General features: G+C 62.9%; 15 protein-coding genes. 9 read left to right on the top strand and 6 right to left on the bottom strand.

The genetic code is table 11. The annotated features are described in order from the left end of the window. The first annotated feature begins 177 nt into the window (after positions 1-177). The 7 genes from PFZ56_RS21470 (at position 178) to PFZ56_RS21440 (ending at position 7,449) form a co-directional block, all read left to right on the top strand. The gene (locus PFZ56_RS21470; protein ID WP_102879223.1) at positions 178-690 is read left to right on the top strand and encodes an RNA polymerase sigma factor; all 513 of its coding nucleotides are present in this window, start codon (positions 178-180) and stop codon (positions 688-690) included. Continuing rightward, positions 683-1,639: a FecR family protein gene (locus tag PFZ56_RS21465; RefSeq protein WP_102879224.1), complete on the top strand. Its 957-nt coding sequence runs from the start codon at positions 683-685 to the stop codon at positions 1,637-1,639. The genes PFZ56_RS21470 and PFZ56_RS21465 overlap by 8 nt, the downstream gene beginning before the upstream one ends. Positions 1,640-1,800: 161 nt before the next feature. Then, on the top strand, positions 1,801-4,236 hold the full coding sequence (locus tag PFZ56_RS21460) for a TonB-dependent receptor (protein ID WP_262379570.1): 2,436 nt from the start codon (positions 1,801-1,803) through the stop codon (positions 4,234-4,236). A gap of 221 nt (positions 4,237-4,457) precedes the next feature. After that, a complete protein-coding gene (locus PFZ56_RS21455; RefSeq protein ID WP_170002788.1) occupies positions 4,458-5,177 on the top strand; it encodes a YafY family protein in 720 nt (239 codons plus the stop codon). A 52-nt stretch (positions 5,178-5,229) separates the two neighbouring features. Then, positions 5,230-5,568, top strand: coding sequence for a ketosteroid isomerase (locus PFZ56_RS21450; protein ID WP_102879226.1), 339 nt, complete (start codon positions 5,230-5,232; stop codon positions 5,566-5,568). Positions 5,569-5,672: 104 nt separating this feature from the next. Further along, positions 5,673-6,800: a cell division protein ZapE gene (gene zapE / locus PFZ56_RS21445; RefSeq protein WP_110653212.1), complete on the top strand. Its 1,128-nt coding sequence runs from the start codon at positions 5,673-5,675 to the stop codon at positions 6,798-6,800. A 157-nt stretch (positions 6,801-6,957) separates the two neighbouring features. Further along, positions 6,958-7,449, top strand: coding sequence for a GNAT family N-acetyltransferase (locus PFZ56_RS21440; RefSeq protein WP_170002790.1), 492 nt, complete (start codon positions 6,958-6,960; stop codon positions 7,447-7,449). Between the two features lie 65 nt (positions 7,450-7,514). Here PFZ56_RS21440 and PFZ56_RS21435 read toward each other — a convergent pair whose 3' ends face one another. From PFZ56_RS21435 to PFZ56_RS21415, 5 genes are all read right to left on the bottom strand, one after another. After that, the gene (locus PFZ56_RS21435) at positions 7,515-8,942 is read right to left on the bottom strand and encodes a heavy metal sensor histidine kinase (protein ID WP_170002792.1); all 1,428 of its coding nucleotides are present in this window, start codon (positions 8,940-8,942) and stop codon (positions 7,515-7,517) included. Beyond that, complete coding sequence (locus tag PFZ56_RS21430) at positions 8,939-9,613, bottom strand: heavy metal response regulator transcription factor (protein WP_102863484.1); 675 nt, start codon at positions 9,611-9,613, stop codon at positions 8,939-8,941. Before PFZ56_RS21430 ends, PFZ56_RS21435 begins: the two co-directional genes overlap by 4 nt. Positions 9,614-9,934: 321 nt before the next feature. Then, positions 9,935-10,159 (bottom strand): hypothetical protein, encoded by a 225-nt coding sequence (locus PFZ56_RS21425; protein WP_102879229.1) that lies wholly within the window; start codon positions 10,157-10,159, stop codon positions 9,935-9,937. A 298-nt stretch (positions 10,160-10,457) separates the two neighbouring features. Further along, entirely contained in the window at positions 10,458-12,200 is a 1,743-nt protein-coding gene (locus tag PFZ56_RS21420) for a phosphoethanolamine transferase CptA (RefSeq protein WP_110653209.1), read from the bottom strand. A gap of 258 nt (positions 12,201-12,458) precedes the next feature. Next, a complete protein-coding gene (locus PFZ56_RS21415; protein WP_170002794.1) occupies positions 12,459-12,632 on the bottom strand; it encodes a DUF6026 family protein in 174 nt (57 codons plus the stop codon). 481 nt (positions 12,633-13,113) lie between these two features. On the opposite strand from PFZ56_RS21415, the gene gnd reads away from it, so the two are divergent. Together gnd and zwf are read left to right on the top strand one after the other, a co-directional pair. Then, positions 13,114-14,094 (top strand): phosphogluconate dehydrogenase (NAD(+)-dependent, decarboxylating), encoded by a 981-nt coding sequence (gnd, locus tag PFZ56_RS21410; RefSeq protein ID WP_102879231.1) that lies wholly within the window; start codon positions 13,114-13,116, stop codon positions 14,092-14,094. Continuing rightward, on the top strand, positions 14,091-15,608 hold the full coding sequence (zwf, locus tag PFZ56_RS21405; protein ID WP_102879232.1) for a glucose-6-phosphate dehydrogenase: 1,518 nt from the start codon (positions 14,091-14,093) through the stop codon (positions 15,606-15,608). Before gnd ends, zwf begins: the two co-directional genes overlap by 4 nt. 100 nt (positions 15,609-15,708) lie before the next feature. Here the strand turns inward: zwf and nhaB are convergent, their stop codons facing one another. Then, positions 15,709-17,211, bottom strand: a complete 1,503-nt coding sequence (gene nhaB / locus PFZ56_RS21400) for a sodium/proton antiporter NhaB (RefSeq protein WP_110597051.1) — start codon at positions 17,209-17,211, stop codon at positions 15,709-15,711. Positions 17,212-17,339 lie beyond the last annotated feature (128 nt).

The raw sequence follows: 17,339 nt of genomic DNA, 5'->3' as shown, positions 1-17,339 counted from the left end.
GCATCAGACAAGACTTGCGCACCCGGTCAGAAAAAGGAGGCGCAGGATGCCAGAAAGGTCCTGTTGTCAGAAGGGCAAACAGGCGCAAAGGGTCAATTTTGCAGGGATACGAAAGATACTGTTTCTCATTTGCCGTTGTGGAATAATCCGCCTCCCCGATTTGCGGACCTTCCCTCGATGCTGCCCATACCCAGCCTGCTGCGCAGCTTTCAAGAGCACTACGACGATCTGCTGAAGTTTCTCACCCGGCGCATGAGCGATCGCCAACGGGCGGCGGACGTGGCCCAGGACACCTATCTCAAGCTGCTCAAGGTCGACCAGCAGACGGTGGAGGTGCACAACGATCGCCGTTTCATTTTTCGCGTTGCCGGCAACCTGGCCATCGATACCCTGCGCCGCGAGCAGCGTCTGGCGGCCAATCTCAGCGACACTGAGCAACACAGTGAAGTGGTGGACCCGGCACCGGCGCCGGAAGCGGTGCTGCTGGCCAAGGAACGCCTGGCGGTGCTCGACGAGGCCCTGGCGCAACTCTCGGACAACGCCCGCCAGGCCTTGCTGCTCAATCGCCTGGAAGGCCTGACTCAGGCGCAGATTGCGTTACGCCTGGGCGTTTCCGAAAGCATGGTGGCAAAATACATCGGCCAGGCCCTGCGCCATTGCCGCGACTGGCTGCAACAGCATCATGAGTGATTCCCCCTTGCCCGCCGCCGACATCCCCATGACCGAACACTCCCAAAGCCTTGAAGACGCTGCACTCGAATGGCAGGTGTTGCTGCATTCCGGCAACGCCACGGCGGCCCAGCGCATGGCCTATCAGCAATGGCGCCAGACCAGTCCGGCCCACGCGGCAGCAGCGCAAGAGGCGCAGCAGCTGTGGGGCGACCTGGGCCAGACCCGGGCCGCCGAACAGCACCGGGCGGCGACAGCCACCGGTTCCTGGCGTGGTTGGCCGGCGCTGGTGGCGTCCCTGGTACTGGCCGTGGCCAGCGGCGTCGGTTGGTGGCAGTGGCCGGCCCTGACCTCGGACTACCACACCGCGGTCGGCCAGCAACAGCACATCACCCTGGCGGACGGTTCCAGGGTCACGCTCAACAGCGGTAGCGCATTGTCGGTGGCGTACTCGGCGGGCGAGCGCCGGGTGATCCTGCAATCTGGCGAGGCGCTGTTCGAGCCGGTTGCCGACCCGCAACGGCCGTTTGTGGTGCAGGCCGACGCCCAATACCTGCACAGTGCCGCCAGCGCCTTCAGCCTGCGCCGCGACGGCAGCCGGTTGACGGTGGTGGTGCGTGAAGGCCAGGTGCAGTTCACTGGTGATCATGCGCCGGTGCTGCTCCAGGCCGATCAGCGTCTGCAGTATCAATCCGGCCAGCCGCTGCTGGCCCAGCAAGCCGTGGACGCTGCCAGTCTCACCGCCTGGCAGCGGGGCAAGCTGATCTTCAACGGTCGCCCCCTGGGGGAGGTGATTGGCGAGCTGGAGCGTTATCAGCATGGTCGCATTCTGATCTCCGATAGCCAGTTGGCGGCCCTGGCCATCAGCGGTGTGTTCGATCTGCACGACCCGCAGGGTTCGCTGCAGGCCTTGCAGCAGCGCTATCCGCTGCAGGTTACCTACCTGCCGTGGCTGGCGGTTTTGCACTGAGTGGATTTTTTTTGCTTGGGGCACTGCAAGTTCTTTCCCGGCCAATCGTCGTAGTGAGACTGAGAAGACAATCATTCTCATTGACGTCATTTCAACGGGCTGGGAAGGAACACGTGAAAGCTATGTTCAAGCTGTCGATACTGGGGCGCGGTCAACACCTCATGCGCCGCACATTACTGGCCCAGGCGCTGTTCGCCGGTGCCTTGAGCCCACTGCTGGCCCAGGCGCAGGACGCCAGCTCCACCAGCCAGGGCAGCAGCACCCAGGAGCGCCGGGTGGCGTTCAAGCTGGTGGCCCAGCCCCTGGATCAGGCGCTGACCCGTTTTGCCGATCAGGCCGACCTGCGCCTGCTGTACACCACCGCTGATGTGGACGGCCTGCAAGCACCGGCCCTGAATGGCGAGGTCACGGTGGCCCAGGCCCTGCAGACACTGCTGGCCGGCAGCGGCATGAGCTGGTCCTTCAGTGATTCGCGTACGGTGATCCTGCGCCGCGCGGCGCCGGCCGCCAGCCTCAACCTCAAGCCGACCCAGGTCAGCGTGGCGTCGCGCACCAGCACCGCCATCAGTGAGATCCCCGGCACGGTGTGGGTGGTGGAGCAGAGCCAGCTGCGCGAGCAACTGAGCACTGGCGTCAGCCTCAAGGAAGCCATTGGCAAGCTGGTGCCAGGCCTCGACCTGGCCCCTGAAGGGCGCACCAACTATGGCCAGAACATGCGCGGGCGCAACGTCCTGGTGATGATCGACGGGGTCAGCCAGAACAGTTCCCGGGGCCTGTCCCGGCAGTTCGACAGCATTTCGCCGTTCAACGTCGAGCGCGTCGAAGTGCTGTCCGGGGCCAGCGCCATCTACGGCGGCGGCGCCACCGGCGGCATCATCAATATCGTCACCAAGAAAGGCGAACCGGGCCCGGCGCGGTTCGAGACCCAGCTGGGGGCCAGCAGTGGCTTCAACAACAGCGACGACCTGAGCACCCGCGTCGCCCAGTCGGTGAGCGGCGGCAACGAAGCCATCAGCGGCCGGCTGGCGGTGGCGGGGGAGCAGAACCAGGCGTTCTATGACGGCGCCGGCAAACAGATCTTCATCGACAACACCCAGACCGACCTGCAGTACAACCGCACCCTGGACCTGATGGGCAGCCTGGCCCTGCAGTTCAATGACGAGCAGAGCCTGGACCTGCTGGCCCAGTACTACGACTCGGGCAACCACGGCAGCACCGGGATCTATTTCCCCAACCTCAAGTACCGGGCACCGTCCAACCTGGAAAACGCCGAGCTGCGGGGCGGCTATTCCACCGACCTGGAGCCGCGTACCAAGCGCCTGCTGCTCAACGCCAACTATCACCACAGCGATGTGCTGGGCCAGGACTTCTACCTGCAGGCCTCGTACCGCAAGGAAGACAACAACTTCTTCCCGTTCCCCTACTACAACAGCGGCAGTCCCGCGGGCTCCAAGGGCGTGTACTTTGCCGCGTCGCAGCAGAATTTCGAGGTCACCAGCCTCAAGGCGCTGTTCGCCAAGGAGCTCGATGCCTTCAAGCTCACCTACGGCGTTGACCTGGACCGAGAGCGCTTCAACGCCGAGCAGAGCACCTTCGATCAGCAGATTTCCTCGGACAGTGGCGGTCTGGATCTGGTGACCCTGAGCAAGGCGCCGCGCTATCCCAGCTATCGGGTCGACGGCCTGTCCGGCTACGCCCAGCTGGACTGGCATGCCACCGACAACCTGACGGTTTCCGGCGGCTACCGGCGTCAGCAGATGGACGTGGATGTCGGCCGCTTCAAGAACGTCCCCGGTGGCAGCAACCAATATGCGGTCAACCTGTACAACCTGGGCAGCATCTACGATTTCAAGAACGGTCATCAGGTCTGGGTCAACTACGGCGAGGGCTTCGATCTGCCGGACCCGGCCAAGTTCTACGGCAAGCCGGGCCTGAGCGTCGACGACAACCCCCTGGCCGGGATCAAGAGCCGCCAGGTGGAGACCGGCTGGCGCTTCTCCGATAGCGACTGGGAGGCCCAGGCGGCGCTGTACTACATCTGGTCGGACAAGGTGATCAGCACCGACCAGGCCACCCTGACCATTGACGTCAAGGATCAGAAAAGCCGCGACTACGGCTTTGAGAGCGCCCTGACCCGGCACTTCCAGAGCGGCTGGGAAGTGGGCGGCACCCTGCATGCCGTGCGTTCCGAGGAGGAGAACAAGAACGGCGGCTGGAGCAAGCGCGACGCCCGTTATGCCTCGCTGTCGAAACTCACCGCCTTCGTCGGCTGGAAGGGTGACAGCAGCAACGTTCGCCTGCAGGGCAACCACGCCTTTACCCTCAAGGACGATGCGGTCAAGGTCATCGACGCCACTCACAGCGTTGATGCCCCCAACACCATCGACGGCTACACCACCTTCGACCTGCTGGGCAGCCACGACACCGACTTCGGCACCTTCAGCGGCGGTATCCAGAACCTGCTGGACAAGCAATACAGCACCGTCTGGGGCCAGCGCGCCAAGCTGTTCTACTCACCGACCTATGGGCCGGACTACTTGTATGACTACCAGGGTCGTGGCCGCACCTACACCCTGAGCTGGAGCATGGCCTACTGAGGGGCCATGCCCCGGGATCGGCACGGCCCAGGCAAAGGCCCGCAGCAGGTCTTCCTCGGTGGCGTGCCCTTCGACACCGGCACCACCAGCCGTTGCGGAGCACGCTTCGGGCCCGTGGCATCCGTGGACATTGCCTGTCTCGCCTCACAAGCCTCCTGACACTGACTGTCAGGAGGCTCTGATATTCTGCGCCGGTGTTTTTTCTCCGGAGTCCACCCAAGGTGTCGCGAGCCAGCCGTTTACTCACCCTGTTGCAGATGCTGCGGGGCAAGAGCCGTCCCGTTACCGCGGCCACCCTGGCGGCGGAGCTGGAGGTGTCCGAGCGCACCCTGTACCGCGATATCGCCGAGCTCACTTCACTGGGCGCGCCGATCTACGGTGAGGCGGGCATCGGCTATGTGTTGCGCAGCGGGCTGTTCCTGCCGCCCTTGATGCTCAATGCCGACGAGACCGAGGCCGTGGTCCTGGGCTTGCGTTATGTCGATCAGCGTGGCGACGAGGTGCTGAGCAAGGCCGCAGCCGATGCCATGGCCAAGATCGCCGCCGTGCTGGCCCCGGCGGCCCAGGATGCCCTGCGCAATCCGACCTTGCTGCCGGGCCCCGCGGGCTGGGGCTTTCCCGACAACAGCGTGTCGTTGAACGTGTTCCGCCAGGCGATCCGGCATCAGGCCAAGCTGTTGATCGACTATGCCGACGTCAATCGCAACCCCAGCCAGCGGCTGATCTGGCCCTTGGCTCTGGGGTTTCTCAACGAGGCCCGGGTGATCGTTGCCTGGTGTGAGCTGCGGGGCGATTACCGGACCTTTCGCACCGACCGCATTGCCGCGGCCCAGGAGCAGGGACAGACCTATCCGGGGCGGCGCAGCGATTGGCTGCGAGCCTGGCGCCAGTGCCTGCAAAAGGACGAGCAGGGCGGTCAATTCACTCCTGACAGGAAATGACACGCGGGGCTTTTAACATGGCGCGATCATCGACTCATCAGGAGCTTTTCTCATGTCAGGTATCGACGTTTCACTGGCCCCGGCGATCCGCGCCTACGTGATGGCGGCCAACACTGGCGACAGCTCGGTGGCGGCGGCGATCTTTGCCGCCGAGGCCCAGGTGTTCGACGAGCGAGAACACCGGGTCGGGCCGCAGGAGATTGCCCGCTGGATGGACGCCAGCCATCGCGTGCGTCCGCGGCTGCAGATCCTCGGGGTCCAGCAGCGCACCGGCAAGGTGTTGCTGGACAGCCTGGTCTGCGGGGATTTTTCCGCCAGCCCCCAGACGCTGCGCTACACCTTTCGCCTGGACCCGCAGGGACGGATTGCACGGCTGGATATCTCCCGCTGAGGCTTGTCGACCGGTGTGTCGAGCGGTTCGTCGGCAAGCCGGTTCCTCCATGGAGTGGGGCGCGGTGGCATACTGCGGCTTTTTTGCCGGGAGGCCCGCGGCCCATGCCATTCGATTCCCCCTTGAGCGCCTATCGGCATGCCCTGGAGCAGGACGGCTTCGTCGCCGACGAGGCACAGGCGCGGGCCGTGCAAGCCTTGCAGAACTGCCACGAGGCCCTGCATCAGGGGCGTACAGCGGTGCAAGGGGTCTATCTGTGGGGGGCGGTCGGGCGGGGCAAGACCTGGCTCATGGATCAGTTCTACCAGAGCCTGCGGGTGCCGGCGCGGCGTCAGCACTTTCATCACTTCATGGGCTGGGTGCATCAGCGTTCGTTCCAGCTTACCGGCACCGCCGATCCCTTGCAGGCCCTGGCCCGGGAGCTCGCCGAACAGGTGCGGGTGCTGTGCTTCGATGAGTTGTTCGTCAACGACATCGGTGACGCGATCATTCTCGGGCGCCTGTTCCAGGTGATGTTCGAGCAGGGCGTGGTCATGGTCTGCACCTCCAACCAGCCTCCCGAGCAGCTGTATGCCGAGGGCTTCAATCGTGAACGTTTCCTGCCGGCCATCAGCGCCATCAGCCAGCATATGCAAGTGGTGGCGGTGGACGGCGAGCAGGATCACCGTCTGCACCCGGGGGCTGCCGCGCAGCGCTACTGGCTCAGTGCCGAGGGCCAGCCCAGCGCCCTGGAACCCTTGTTCCAGCAATTGAGCGGCGGCCAGGCGGTCTCCACTGAGCCGCTGCTGATCGGCTATCGGCCGGTACAGGTGGTCAAGGCCGCCGGCAGCGTGATCTGGTGCCGTTTTGCCGATCTGTGCGAACAGCCGTTTTCCGCCATGGACTTCATGGCGCTGTGCGACAGGTTCAGCGCAATCCTCCTCAGCCAGGTCCCCAACCTCAGTGCCCAGCAACGCCCGGGACGCATTGCCCGAGGCACCGAGGATGGCGCCCAGCGGGTGGTGGCAGGGGATCGCGAATTGCCGCAACTGTCGATCCATGACGACAGCGTGCGCCGCTTCATTGCCCTGGTGGATGAATGTTACGACCGCAAGGTGCCGCTCTATCTGGAGGCCCAGGTACCGATGGAGCAGCTGTACACCGAGGGTTACCTGGAGTTTCCCTTCCGCCGCACCCTGAGCCGCCTGCAGGAAATGCAGTTGCAACGGTTTGCCAGCCAGCCTCGCGCTTGAGGGGAAGAGCTTCCGGCTGTGGTTCATCCTGGCCAATCATTAGGATTTTTCTGTAGAAGGAGGGAGAAAAATCTTCGTTTGGTCAAATCCCCCAGCCTACAATCGAGGCTGCCTGAGCCCTGAACGCTCACTTTCACTGCATTGATCGAGGATGAACATGGACGTTGCCGATGTCGTGGTGCTGCAAGCCAGTTACAGCAACCCGGTGCATGCCGAAGCCATAGGCGTGCTGCTCAATCATTACGCCCAGGACCCCATGGGCGGCGGCCAGGCCCTGGCGCCGGACCAGCTTCAGCAACTGCCGGCAGAGCTGGCCAAGCGACCTCAGGCGTTCAGCGTACTGGCCTTTGCCGGTGGCCAGCCGGTGGGGCTGGTGAACTGCTTCGAGGGCTTTTCCACCTTTGCCTGCCGGCCCCTGGTGAATGTCCATGATGTGGTGGTGCTGGACAGCTTTCGTGGCCAGGGCCTGAGCAAGCGGATGCTGCAGAAGGTCGAGGACATTGCCCGGCAACGGGGTTGCTGCAAGATCACCCTGGAAGTGCTGGAAGGCAACGCCCAGGCCCAGGCCGCCTACCAGGCCTACGGTTTCGCCAATGCCATGCTCGATCCCGCCCATGGCCGCATGCTGTTCTGGAGCAAAGCTTTGTAATGTCCGATGTCAGCCCCCCCGGCTGATTGGCGCCCTGGTGCTGTAGGGGAGCGGGGCTGACTGCTTTAAGCGTCGTGCAATGCCGGGTCGAGCTTGGGGAACACCAGGCGGAACTCGGTGAGGCTGTCCGGTACGCTGTCGACCTCGGTGCGGCCCTGATGCAGGTTCATGATCGAGCGTACGATTGCCAGGCCCAGCCCGGTGCCGCCTTCGGCTCGGGCGCGACTGCTGTCGACCCGATAGAAACGCTCGAACAGATGGGGCAGGTGGCAGGCGGCGATGCCCGGCCCGGGATTGCCCACGACGAGGCTCACGCTCTGCAATTGGCGCTCGATCCGCAGCTCGATCCGGCCCTGATCCGGGCAATGGCGGATGGCGTTGGACAACAGGTTGGAAATGGCCCGCTGGATCATCAGGCGATCCCCCAGCACCCAGGCGTCACCGCGCAGTTCCAGCTGCAGTTGCCTGTCCTCGGCGCTGAGGGCAAACAGGTCCATGACCCGTCGTGCTTCCTCGCCCAGAGACACCCGGGCAAAGCGGGCCTGGGAAGCCGGCTGGCTGACCTGGGCCAGGAACAGCATGTCGGCGACGATTCGTGTGACCCGCTCCAGCTCCTCGATGCTGGCCTCCAGCACGGCCTTGTATTCCTCCGGGGGGCGCTCGCGGGACAGGGTCACTTGGGCCTTGCCCATCAGGTTGCTGATGGGCGAGCGCAGTTCGTGGGCCAGGTCGTCGGAGAACTGCGACAGGCGCTGCACGCCGCCATCCAGGCGCTGCAGCATGACGTTGATGCCCTGGCCCAGTTCCGCCAGTTCCCGGGGCAGCTTGTCCAGGTTCAGGCGATGGGTCAGGTCCTGGGTGGTGACCTTGGCGGCGACCCGGGTGAACTGCTGCAGGGGCAGCAGGCCCCTTTGTACCAGCCACCAGGCACCCATGCCGATCAGCAGCAGCAACAGGGGCAGGGCAATCACCGTGGAGCGCAGGTAGGCGCTGAGCAGTGCCTGGTCATTGCCACGGTCCAGGCTCAACACCACTCGCACCGGCTCGCCATTGCGCAGGTTCATTTGCCGGGTGGCGCTGAGCAGGGGATTGCCGCGGCTGTCACGCCAGTCGAGGTAACCCTCGGCGCTGCTCTCCCTCAGGGCCCGGGGCAGCGGTTGCTCAGCGATGCCGCCAACATTGAGCAAGGGTTCGGCCAGAGGGGTGTTGCTCAGGATGTTCAATTGCAGATTGTCGTGGCCCATCACCAGGTCCAGCAGGGAGTGGGGGCGGGCGGCCAGGTCGCTGCTCTTGAGGTCGCTGGTGAGGCTGTGCTGGATCTGTTCCAGCTTGCTCTCCAGGCCCTTGCGCGCCAGGTTGTCCAACTCGTGGTTCAGGGCCAGATAGGCCAGGGTCGCCAGCAGCAGGACCAGGGCCGCCCCCATCAGGCTGACGGTCAGCCCCAGGCGCATGGACAGGCTGCTGTTGGTCGGCGCCGCCGGCTGGTGCGTCATTGGCGCACTTCCAGGACATAACCGACACCGCGCAGGGTGTGGATCAGCTTGACCTCACTGGCATCATCGATCTTGGCCCGCAGGCGGCTGATGGAGACTTCCACCACATTGGTGTCGCAGTCGAAGTTCATGTCCCAGACCAGGGAAATGATTTGCGTGCGGGTCAGCACTTCCCCCGAGTGGCGCATCAATACATGCAACAGGGTGAATTCCTTGGTCGTGAGATCTATCCGGCGGTCGCCGCGATAAGCCCGATGCCGGCGAGGATCAAGTTGCAAGTCGGCCACTTGCAATACTTGCGGCTGGGACACGGGTTCGCTGCGGCGAATCAAGGTCCGGACCCGGGCCAGCAACTCGGGAAATTGAAAAGGTTTGACCAGATAATCATCGGCGCCCATATCCAGCCCTTTGACTTTGTCTTCCAGGCGCCCGCGAGCGGTCAACATCATGACACGGGCCGGAGAATGTCCGCGCATATGTTCCAACACTTGCCAGCCATCTTGGCCCGGCAGGTTTATATCCAGGATCACCAACTCGTAAGGTTGTTGCTGTATCAGGTGCAGGCCGTCCACGCCATTGTTGGCGCGGTCCACGACATAACCACTTTCACTCAGGCCTTGATGCAGGTAGTCCGCTGTTTTGGGTTCGTCTTCAACCACCAGAATACGCATTGCCAGATCCTCTCCAAACCGCTTGGGCATTATCGAATGAGTGCAGGGTGAAGCCTGAAGTAGCTACAGGGTCAAGAAAGTTAATCAGCTAATTCATAGGATTAGCCAGGTCACCCGATAGCGGCTGAGTGCTTGGGCGCAGGCATGCTAGTTGATTGCACGTAGGGAAAGTGGCGGATGACAGAGTTGTAATATTCCTGTCATTGGCGTGACAGTGAGGGCCTGCCAGCGGATAAAAAAAGGCGCCCTGTAGAGGGCGCCAAACGTCCATCTCTGCCAAAGGAGCACATTGTCCAGAGTGGGTACTGCGTTGAAGATGTATCAGGCGCCGGGCTGTTGTTGCTTGGCGTCCGGTGCGGAATAGTGGGTACCGGCCTTGTCTTGCTCGGTCTTGGCGAGGTTCTGGTTTTTATCGCCGTGAATCTGTTGCTGGTTGACCCGGAAGTTCTCGTAAAAGCGTTGCATATGCTCGGCTCCGCCTTCGGCAAAGGCTGCACTGGAAGTGGCGAGAATCAAACCGCTAAATACCAAAGTTGAAAGTTTCATACTGCGTTTCCTACTTAAGAGTGTTCGGTAACTTGTTTCGTCCCTGCACAAGAAGTGATGGGGCAAGTTTCAGCGAAGTGTATTAAGTGAGGGTTAACGTCAGCCTGAGCGGGATATTACATTCTTGACATTATGTGTCTGCAGGCAGTCACAGCCTGTGTCTGCAGACAATCAAAGCCTGTAGCAGTTGGTTGGCCAGTGAGGGCGTCGCAGAGCTCGCTGCAAGGCAGGATGGTGCCTTTGCCGGCATGCCGGGCCCCGCAGGGATGGGGGCCGTTGCGGCCCCCGAGTCGGGTTCTTACTTCTGGACCACGGTCGCTTCCGTCGGCGCTTTGGGTTTCATCAGGCTGAAGTCGATCAGCGCCTTGCTCTGGCGTGAGTAGGGGTCGCCAATCAGCAGCGGGCGTGGCTTGAAGCTGTCGCTGACCAGGCTGCGGCTGTGGTCCAGCTGGTCGAAACTCAAGCCCGCCAGGTCGGCCCAGGTATGAATCAGCTGGGAGCTGCTGTAAGGGCGGCTGAGGTCGGAAGCAAAGTTCCAGTCATGGGTTTGCCGCCACTTCGGCGAGGCCCAGGCCATGAACGGGATGGTGTACATCGGCGCCGTGGGCTTGCCTTCGTTGCGTCCCAGGGTGTCGTGGCCGGCGGAGTCGAAGACGTCTTCGCCGTGGTCCGACAGGTACAGCAGGAAACCGTTGGGGTCGGTCTTGGCGTAATCCTTGATCAGGCTGGAGACCACGAAGTCGTTGTACAGCACCGCGTTGTCGTAGCTGTTGTAGGTCGGCAGTTGATCGTCACGCACACCGGCCGGCACGCCCTGGCGATCGGTGAATTTGTCGTAGCTTGGCGGGTAGCGGTACTGGTAGCTCATGTGGGTGCCCAGCAGGTGGACCACGATGAACTTGCGCGGGGCGCTGTCGGCCAGGGCCTTGGAGAAGGGCTCGAGCACGTCGCCGTCGTACTGGCGGGCGTTCTGGTTGCGGTTGTTGTTCAGGTACACCTGCTCGTCCGCCTGCTCGGAGAAGGTGGTGAGCATGGTGTTGCGCTTGGTCATGGTCTGCTGGTTGGTGATCCAGTAGGTCTTGTAGCCGGCCTGCTTCATCACGCTGACCAGGGACGGGGTCTTGAGGTAGAGATCGGGGTTTTCTTCGTCGGCGAAGGTCAGCACCTGTTGCAACGCCTCGATGGTGTAGGGGCGCGGGGTGATGACGTTGTCGAACACCGCCAGCTGGTCCTTGAGCTTGTCCAGCTCCGGGGTGGTCTGGCGCGGGTAGCCGTAGAGGCTCATGCGCTGGCGGTTGGTGGACTCGCCGATCACCAGCACCAGGGTGGCCGGCTGGTTGGCCATGCTGTCCTTGAGGTTGGTCAGCGGCGGGATCTTGCTGACGCTGTCGAGCATGCCCTGCATGCCGTTCAGTTGCTCACGGTAGCGGCGATAAGCGACCACCATCTGCCACGGCACGGCGGGTTCGATACGGGTTTCGAACTTCTCCAGGCCGTCGGCCAGGGTGTCGGTGCGAGCGATTTGCTTGATCAGCGGGTAGCCGACAATCGCCACCAGGATTGCCACGGCAGCCGCCAGGGCCTGGCCCCGGGGCAGGTACACCGGGCGCAGGCGGGTCCAGAGGAAGAGGGCGAAGGCGGTGTGGGCCAGGAACGCCAGGAGCATCCACCAGGCAAAGTACTGCGTCAGGTATTCACCGGCCTCCGAGGGGTTGGACTCGAACATGATGAAGATGACGCTTTGCGAGAACTCCTGCTGATAGACGAAGAAATAGCCCAGGCTGGCCATGGAGCAGGCCCAGAGCACCACGCCGATCACTGCCGCCATGACTCTGGTGCGTGCCGGGAACAGCAGCATCGGCGCCAGCCAGATGGCGCTCATGAAGAACGCCTGGCGGAAACCGGCGAAGCCGGACGTGTCCGTCAGTTGAATCAGCAGTTGGGTGATGCCGGAGAAATACCAGAAGAACAGGAACAGCCAGAGCAGCCCCATCCAGTCAAAACCTGTCGCAGACGTGTTACTGCGTTTGAACAATGCCATTCAGCGCTCCCCGCCGTTCCGTGATCATTGCGCGCCGGTTCAGCGCTGCGAATGAAGGCCGCCGTCTGTAACAAGACGGCCACAATGGCCGGGAGTATCGATAGGCAAGTGTGAAAAGTTCGTTAGCGCAGCGTTGGATTTTTGTCCGGCGTAGCAGGCGGTGGGATCAGGTGTGGCGGGAGATAGCTGGCAGGAAAGGGAGCGGGTAGAGCGGTGAACGCAGGCCGGGCCTGCGTTCCGGGGCACAGCTGAGGTTGCTCAGGGGCGCTGCAGCGCTACGGCAGGGGCTTGTCCCTGGTTCTGCAACAGCAGGCGCAATTGGGCGAGTTCCCGTTGCAGTTGATCGCGCTCGTCTTTGAGTTGGCGCAATTCGTCACGACGAATGGTCACGTAGAGAGTCTGTGCTGGTCGTGCCGGTAGTACTGTGCCCATTGCTTCACCTCGCAAATGGAGTGCCTCAACTATGCTTCGCTGGTCGCATCCCTTGCGCAAAGCACTATCGTCGGCAGCGCGAAAATGACGGTGTCAGGCAACCGTCTTGCCTTCACTTGTGACGTTTTCACGCAGCCTGAAGGCGGCAATTTTATTTCTTTTTAGCGCAATTGGAACTTTTTTATTTTTCGTGGTCGTTGTGCCTTCCTGGTGTTTTGCGTCGTTATCCCCCCAAGTTCTGAGAAACTTCGCCCCCAGTGCCGGGACTAATCTCCACGCGGTTCGCGCCGGCCGAGGGGCAAGAGATCGGGCTTGGGCGCGCTGCGTTGCGCGCAGGTGGCCGCAAAAACTGGCGTTATGTCTGAAGATTGCGCTGTCTTGGAGCGTCTCGCCTTGTATAGTTGCGCCCCTCGACGTTTGCACCCAGCCCTTTGGGCTATACATTTTTGATCTGAATTTTTTGCAGTAGGAGCATCAGCACATGCAACTGGGGATTATTGGACTGGGCCGCATGGGCGGCAACATTGCACGGCGCCTGATGCTCAATGGGCACGAGACCGTAGTCTTTGACCGCAACACCGATTTCGTCAGCACCCTGGCCGCCGAAGGCGCCAAGGGCGTCGCCGACCTGCCGGCCCTGGTGGCCGGCCTGGAAAAACCCCGCGCGGTCTGGGTCATGCTGCCCGCCGGCGCACCCACCGAAGAGACCATCGACACCCTGAGCCAGTTGCTGGAACCGGGTGATGTGATCATCGACGGCGGCAACACCTACTATAAGGACGACATCCGCCGTGCCCGGGACCTGGCGCAAAAGGGCCTGAAGTACATCGATGTCGGCACCTCCGGCGGCGTCTGGGGCCTGGAGCGCGGCTACTGCATGATGATCGGCGGCGATGCCGATGAAGTGCTGCGCCTGGACCCGCTGTTCGCCGCCCTGGCCCCCGGCCTGGGTTCGATTCCACGGACCAAGGACCGTGTTTCTGATGACGACCGTGCCGAGCGTGGCTATATCCATGCCGGTCCTGCCGGTGCCGGGCATTTCGTCAAGATGATCCACAACGGCATCGAGTACGGGATGATGCAGGCCTTCGCCGAGGGCTTTGACATTCTCAAGACCAAGTCTTCGGACATCCTGCCGGAGGATCAGCGCTTCGACCTCAATGTGGCGGACATCGCCGAAGTCTGGCGGCGCGGCAGCGTAGTGTCCTCCTGGTTGCTGGACCTGACCGCCGATGCCCTGGCCGGCGATCCGAAGCTCGACGGTTTTTCCGGTGCCGTGGCCGACAGTGGCGAAGGGCGCTGGACCATCGAAGCAGCCATGGAGCAGGCGGTGCCGGTTCCGGTGCTGTCCAACTCGTTGTTCTCCCGCTACCGCTCCCGCGGCCAGGGCACCTACGGCGACAAGCTGCTGTCGGCCATGCGCTTCGGCTTTGGCGGCCACGTGGAGACCGGTAAGAAATGACCTCTACGCGAAAGAAGTCCAAGGCGTTGCCCGCGCCGCCGACCACGCTGTTCCTGTTCGGCGCCCGCGGTGATCTGGTCAAGCGCCTGTTGACGCCGGCGCTGTACAACCTGAGCCGCGACGGTCTGCTGGATGAGGGGCTGCGGATTGTCGGCGTCGACCACAACGCGGTGAGCGACGCTGAGTTCGCCACCTTGCTGGAAGACTTCCTTCGCGATGAAGTGCTGAGCAAACAAGGCCAGGGGGCGTCCGTGGACGCCGCCGTCTGGGCCCGCCTGACCCGTGGCATCAGCTACGTCCAGGGCGACTTCCTCGACGACTCCACCTATGCCGAACTGGCGGCGCGAATTGCCGCCAGCGGCACCGGCAACGCGGTGTTCTACCTGGCCACCGCGCCGCGCTTCTTCAGTGAAGTGGTGCAGCGCCTGGGGGCTTCGGGGTTGCTTGCGGAGGGGCCGGAGGCCTTTCGCCGGGTGGTCATCGAGAAGCCCTTCGGCTCCGATCTGCAGAGCGCCGAGGCCCTCAACGCCTGCTTGCTCAAGGTCATGAGCGAGAAGCAGATCTATCGCATCGACCATTACCTGGGCAAGGAAACGGTCCAGAACATCCTGGTCAGCCGTTTTTCCAACAGCCTGTTCGAGGCGTTCTGGAACAACCATTACATCGACCACGTGCAGATCACCGCGGCGGAAACCGTCGGGGTCCAAACCCGTGGCAGCTTTTATGAACACACCGGCGCCCTGCGAGACATGGTGCCCAACCACCTGTTCCAACTCCTGGCGATGGTGGCCATGGAGCCTCCAGCGGCCTTTGGCGCCGATGCAGTGCGCGGCGAGAAGGCCAAGGTGGTGGGGGCGATCCGCCCCTGGTCCCTGGAGGAGGCGCGGGCCAACTCGGTGCGCGGCCAGTACCGCGCCGCCGAAGTGGCGGGCAAGGCCCTGGCGGGTTACCGCGAAGAAGCTAATGTCGCGCCGGACAGCAACACCGAAACCTATGTCGCGCTGAAGGTGATGATCGACAACTGGCGCTGGGTCGGGGTGCCGTTCTACCTGCGCACCGGCAAGCGCATGAGCGTGCGCGACACCGAAATCGTCATCTGCTTCAAGCCGGCACCCTACGCGCAGTTTCGCGATACCGAAGTCGATCAGCTGTCGCCGACTTATCTGCGGATTCAGATCCAGCCCAACGAAGGCATGTGGTTCGACCTGCTGGCGAAAAAGCCCGGGCCGAGCCTGGACATGGCCAATATCGAACTGGGCTTCGCCTATCGGGATTTCTTCGAAATGCAGCCGTCCACCGGCTACGAGACACTGATCTACGACTGCCTGGTCGGTGACCAGACGCTGTTTCAGCGGGCGGACAATATCGAGAACGGATGGCGCGCCGTGCAGCCTTTCCTCGATGCCTGGAAGCAGGACGCGAGCGTGCAGACTTACCCTGCGGGTGAGGATGGCCCGGATGCCGCTGATGAGTTGCTGGCCCGGGATGGCCGCGTCTGGCACGCCCTCGGGTGAAGGGGGGCAAGGTGCGGTCCATCGCGTTCCTGCTCAGCGATATGGACGGCACCCTGTTGCACCCGGATCAGCGCTTTAGCCCTTAAAACATCCTCCAGCGCTACAACCAGTAACTCACCGCGTACCAGCCCAGCAGGCCCATCACCACGGTGTAGGGCAGGGCCATCCACACCATCCGTCCGTAGGACAGGCGCACCAGCGGTGCAATCGCCGAGGTCAGCAGAAACAGGAAGGCGGCCTGGCCATTGGGCGTGGCGACGCTGGGCAGGTTGGTGCCGGTGTTGATGGCGATCGCCAGGGTCTCGAAGTGTTCGCGACTCATCTGCCCGGAGATAAAGGCCTGTTTCACCTCGGTGATGTAGATGGTGGCGACGAACACGTTGTCGCTGATGGCCGACAGCAGGCCATTGGCAATGAACAGCATGCCTGGTTGCTGGTCCGCCGGTAGCGCCAGCACCCACTGGATCAGCGGCACGAACAGCTGTTGCTGGTGAATCACCGCCACCACGGCAAAAAACACCACCAGCAGGGCGGTGAAGGGCATGGCGTCCTTGAAGGCGTTGCCCAGGCGGTGCTCGTCGGTAATCCCGGTGAAGGCGGTGATCAGCACTATCACCATCAGGCCGATCAGCCCGACTTCCGCGACGTGCAGGGCCAGGCCGACAATCAGGATCAGCGCCGCCAGCCCCTGGACCAGCAACGCCGCCCGCTGCCGTGCGGTGCGCTGGGCGTCGTCTTCGGCCGCGTAGTTGGCCAGTACCTTGCGCACGTTGTCCGGCAGCAGCGTGCCGTAGCCGAACCAGCGCAGTTTTTCCAGGAGTACGCAGGTCACCAGTCCGGCGGCCAGCACCGGCAGTGAAACCGGCGCCACCTTGAGGAAGAACTCGGCGAAGTGCCAGCCCATCTCATGGCCGATCAGCAGGTTCTGTGGTTCGCCCACCAGGGTGCATACGCCTCCCAGCGCCGTGCCCACGGCACCGTGCATCAACAGGCTGCGCAGAAAGGCGCGGAACTGCTCCAGGTCGTCGTGGTGCAGGGTTGGCAGATGCTGATCGTCGCCATAGCCGCTGTCCTGGCGCGGGTCATTGCCGGAGGCCACCCGGTGGTACACCGAGTAGAAGCCCACCGCGGCGCTGATGATCACTGCGGTCACGGTCAGGGCGTCGAGAAAGGCCGAGAGGAAGGCCGACAGAAAGCAGAACAGCAGCCCCAAAAGCGCCTTGGAGCGCACCCCCAGCAGTAGCCGGGAGAACAGGAACAGCAGCAGTTCTTTCATGAAGTAGATGCCGGCCACCATGAACATCAGCAGCAGGATCACCGGGAAATTGTGCACCAGCTCGTCGTACAGCGCCTGGGGCGTGGCCATGCCCAGCAATAGCGCTTGCACCAACAGCAGGCCACCGGGCATCAAGGGGTAGCACTTGAGGGCCATGGCCAGGGTGAAGATGAACTCGATCACCAGGCACCAGCCCGCTGCGGCCGGGCTGACCGCGAAGAACAGCAGCGGATTGAGCAGCAGGAACGCGACAATGCTTGCCTTGTACCAGCGGGGTGAGTGGCCGAGAAAATTGTGCGCGAACGCCTGGGCCATTGAGCCGGACATGGGCTGCTCCTAATAGTGAGAAGCGCGCAACTTGCCGCAAGCCGGATTGAGAATCAAGAACCCATGAAATCTTTTGCCACAATCTGCCCCACCCAAGCTTCTGCACGAGCGCCGGCACCCACTTGCAG

This window comes from Pseudomonas danubii, from assembly GCF_042980055.1.
In the GTDB taxonomy this organism is placed as follows: Bacteria; Pseudomonadota; Gammaproteobacteria; order Pseudomonadales; family Pseudomonadaceae; genus Aquipseudomonas; species Aquipseudomonas danubii.
Note: the sequence above shows the minus strand (reverse complement) of the source record. Positions and strands in the feature narration are given on the sequence as shown.

What these genes read in the sequence shown, in the direction of transcription:
- PFZ56_RS21470 (WP_102879223.1), top strand. Translation starts at nt 178, where the DNA reads ATGCTGCCCATACCCAGCCTGCTGCGCAGCTTTCAAGAGCACTACGAC.
- PFZ56_RS21465 (WP_102879224.1), top strand. Translation starts at nt 683, where the DNA reads ATGAGTGATTCCCCCTTGCCCGCCGCCGACATCCCCATGACCGAACAC.
- PFZ56_RS21460 (WP_262379570.1), top strand. Translation starts at nt 1,801, where the DNA reads ATGCGCCGCACATTACTGGCCCAGGCGCTGTTCGCCGGTGCCTTGAGC.
- PFZ56_RS21450 (WP_102879226.1), top strand. Translation starts at nt 5,230, where the DNA reads ATGTCAGGTATCGACGTTTCACTGGCCCCGGCGATCCGCGCCTACGTG.
- zapE (WP_110653212.1), top strand. Translation starts at nt 5,673, where the DNA reads ATGCCATTCGATTCCCCCTTGAGCGCCTATCGGCATGCCCTGGAGCAG.
- PFZ56_RS21440 (WP_170002790.1), top strand. Translation starts at nt 6,958, where the DNA reads ATGGACGTTGCCGATGTCGTGGTGCTGCAAGCCAGTTACAGCAACCCG.
- PFZ56_RS21435 (WP_170002792.1), bottom strand. Translation starts at nt 8,942, where the DNA reads ATGACGCACCAGCCGGCGGCGCCGACCAACAGCAGCCTGTCCATGCGC.
- PFZ56_RS21430 (WP_102863484.1), bottom strand. Translation starts at nt 9,613, where the DNA reads ATGCGTATTCTGGTGGTTGAAGACGAACCCAAAACAGCGGACTACCTG.
- PFZ56_RS21425 (WP_102879229.1), bottom strand. Translation starts at nt 10,159, where the DNA reads ATGAAACTTTCAACTTTGGTATTTAGCGGTTTGATTCTCGCCACTTCC.
- PFZ56_RS21420 (WP_110653209.1), bottom strand. Translation starts at nt 12,200, where the DNA reads ATGGCATTGTTCAAACGCAGTAACACGTCTGCGACAGGTTTTGACTGG.
- PFZ56_RS21415 (WP_170002794.1), bottom strand. Translation starts at nt 12,632, where the DNA reads ATGGGCACAGTACTACCGGCACGACCAGCACAGACTCTCTACGTGACC.
- gnd (WP_102879231.1), top strand. Translation starts at nt 13,114, where the DNA reads ATGCAACTGGGGATTATTGGACTGGGCCGCATGGGCGGCAACATTGCA.
- zwf (WP_102879232.1), top strand. Translation starts at nt 14,091, where the DNA reads ATGACCTCTACGCGAAAGAAGTCCAAGGCGTTGCCCGCGCCGCCGACC.
- nhaB (WP_110597051.1), bottom strand. Translation starts at nt 17,211, where the DNA reads ATGTCCGGCTCAATGGCCCAGGCGTTCGCGCACAATTTTCTCGGCCAC.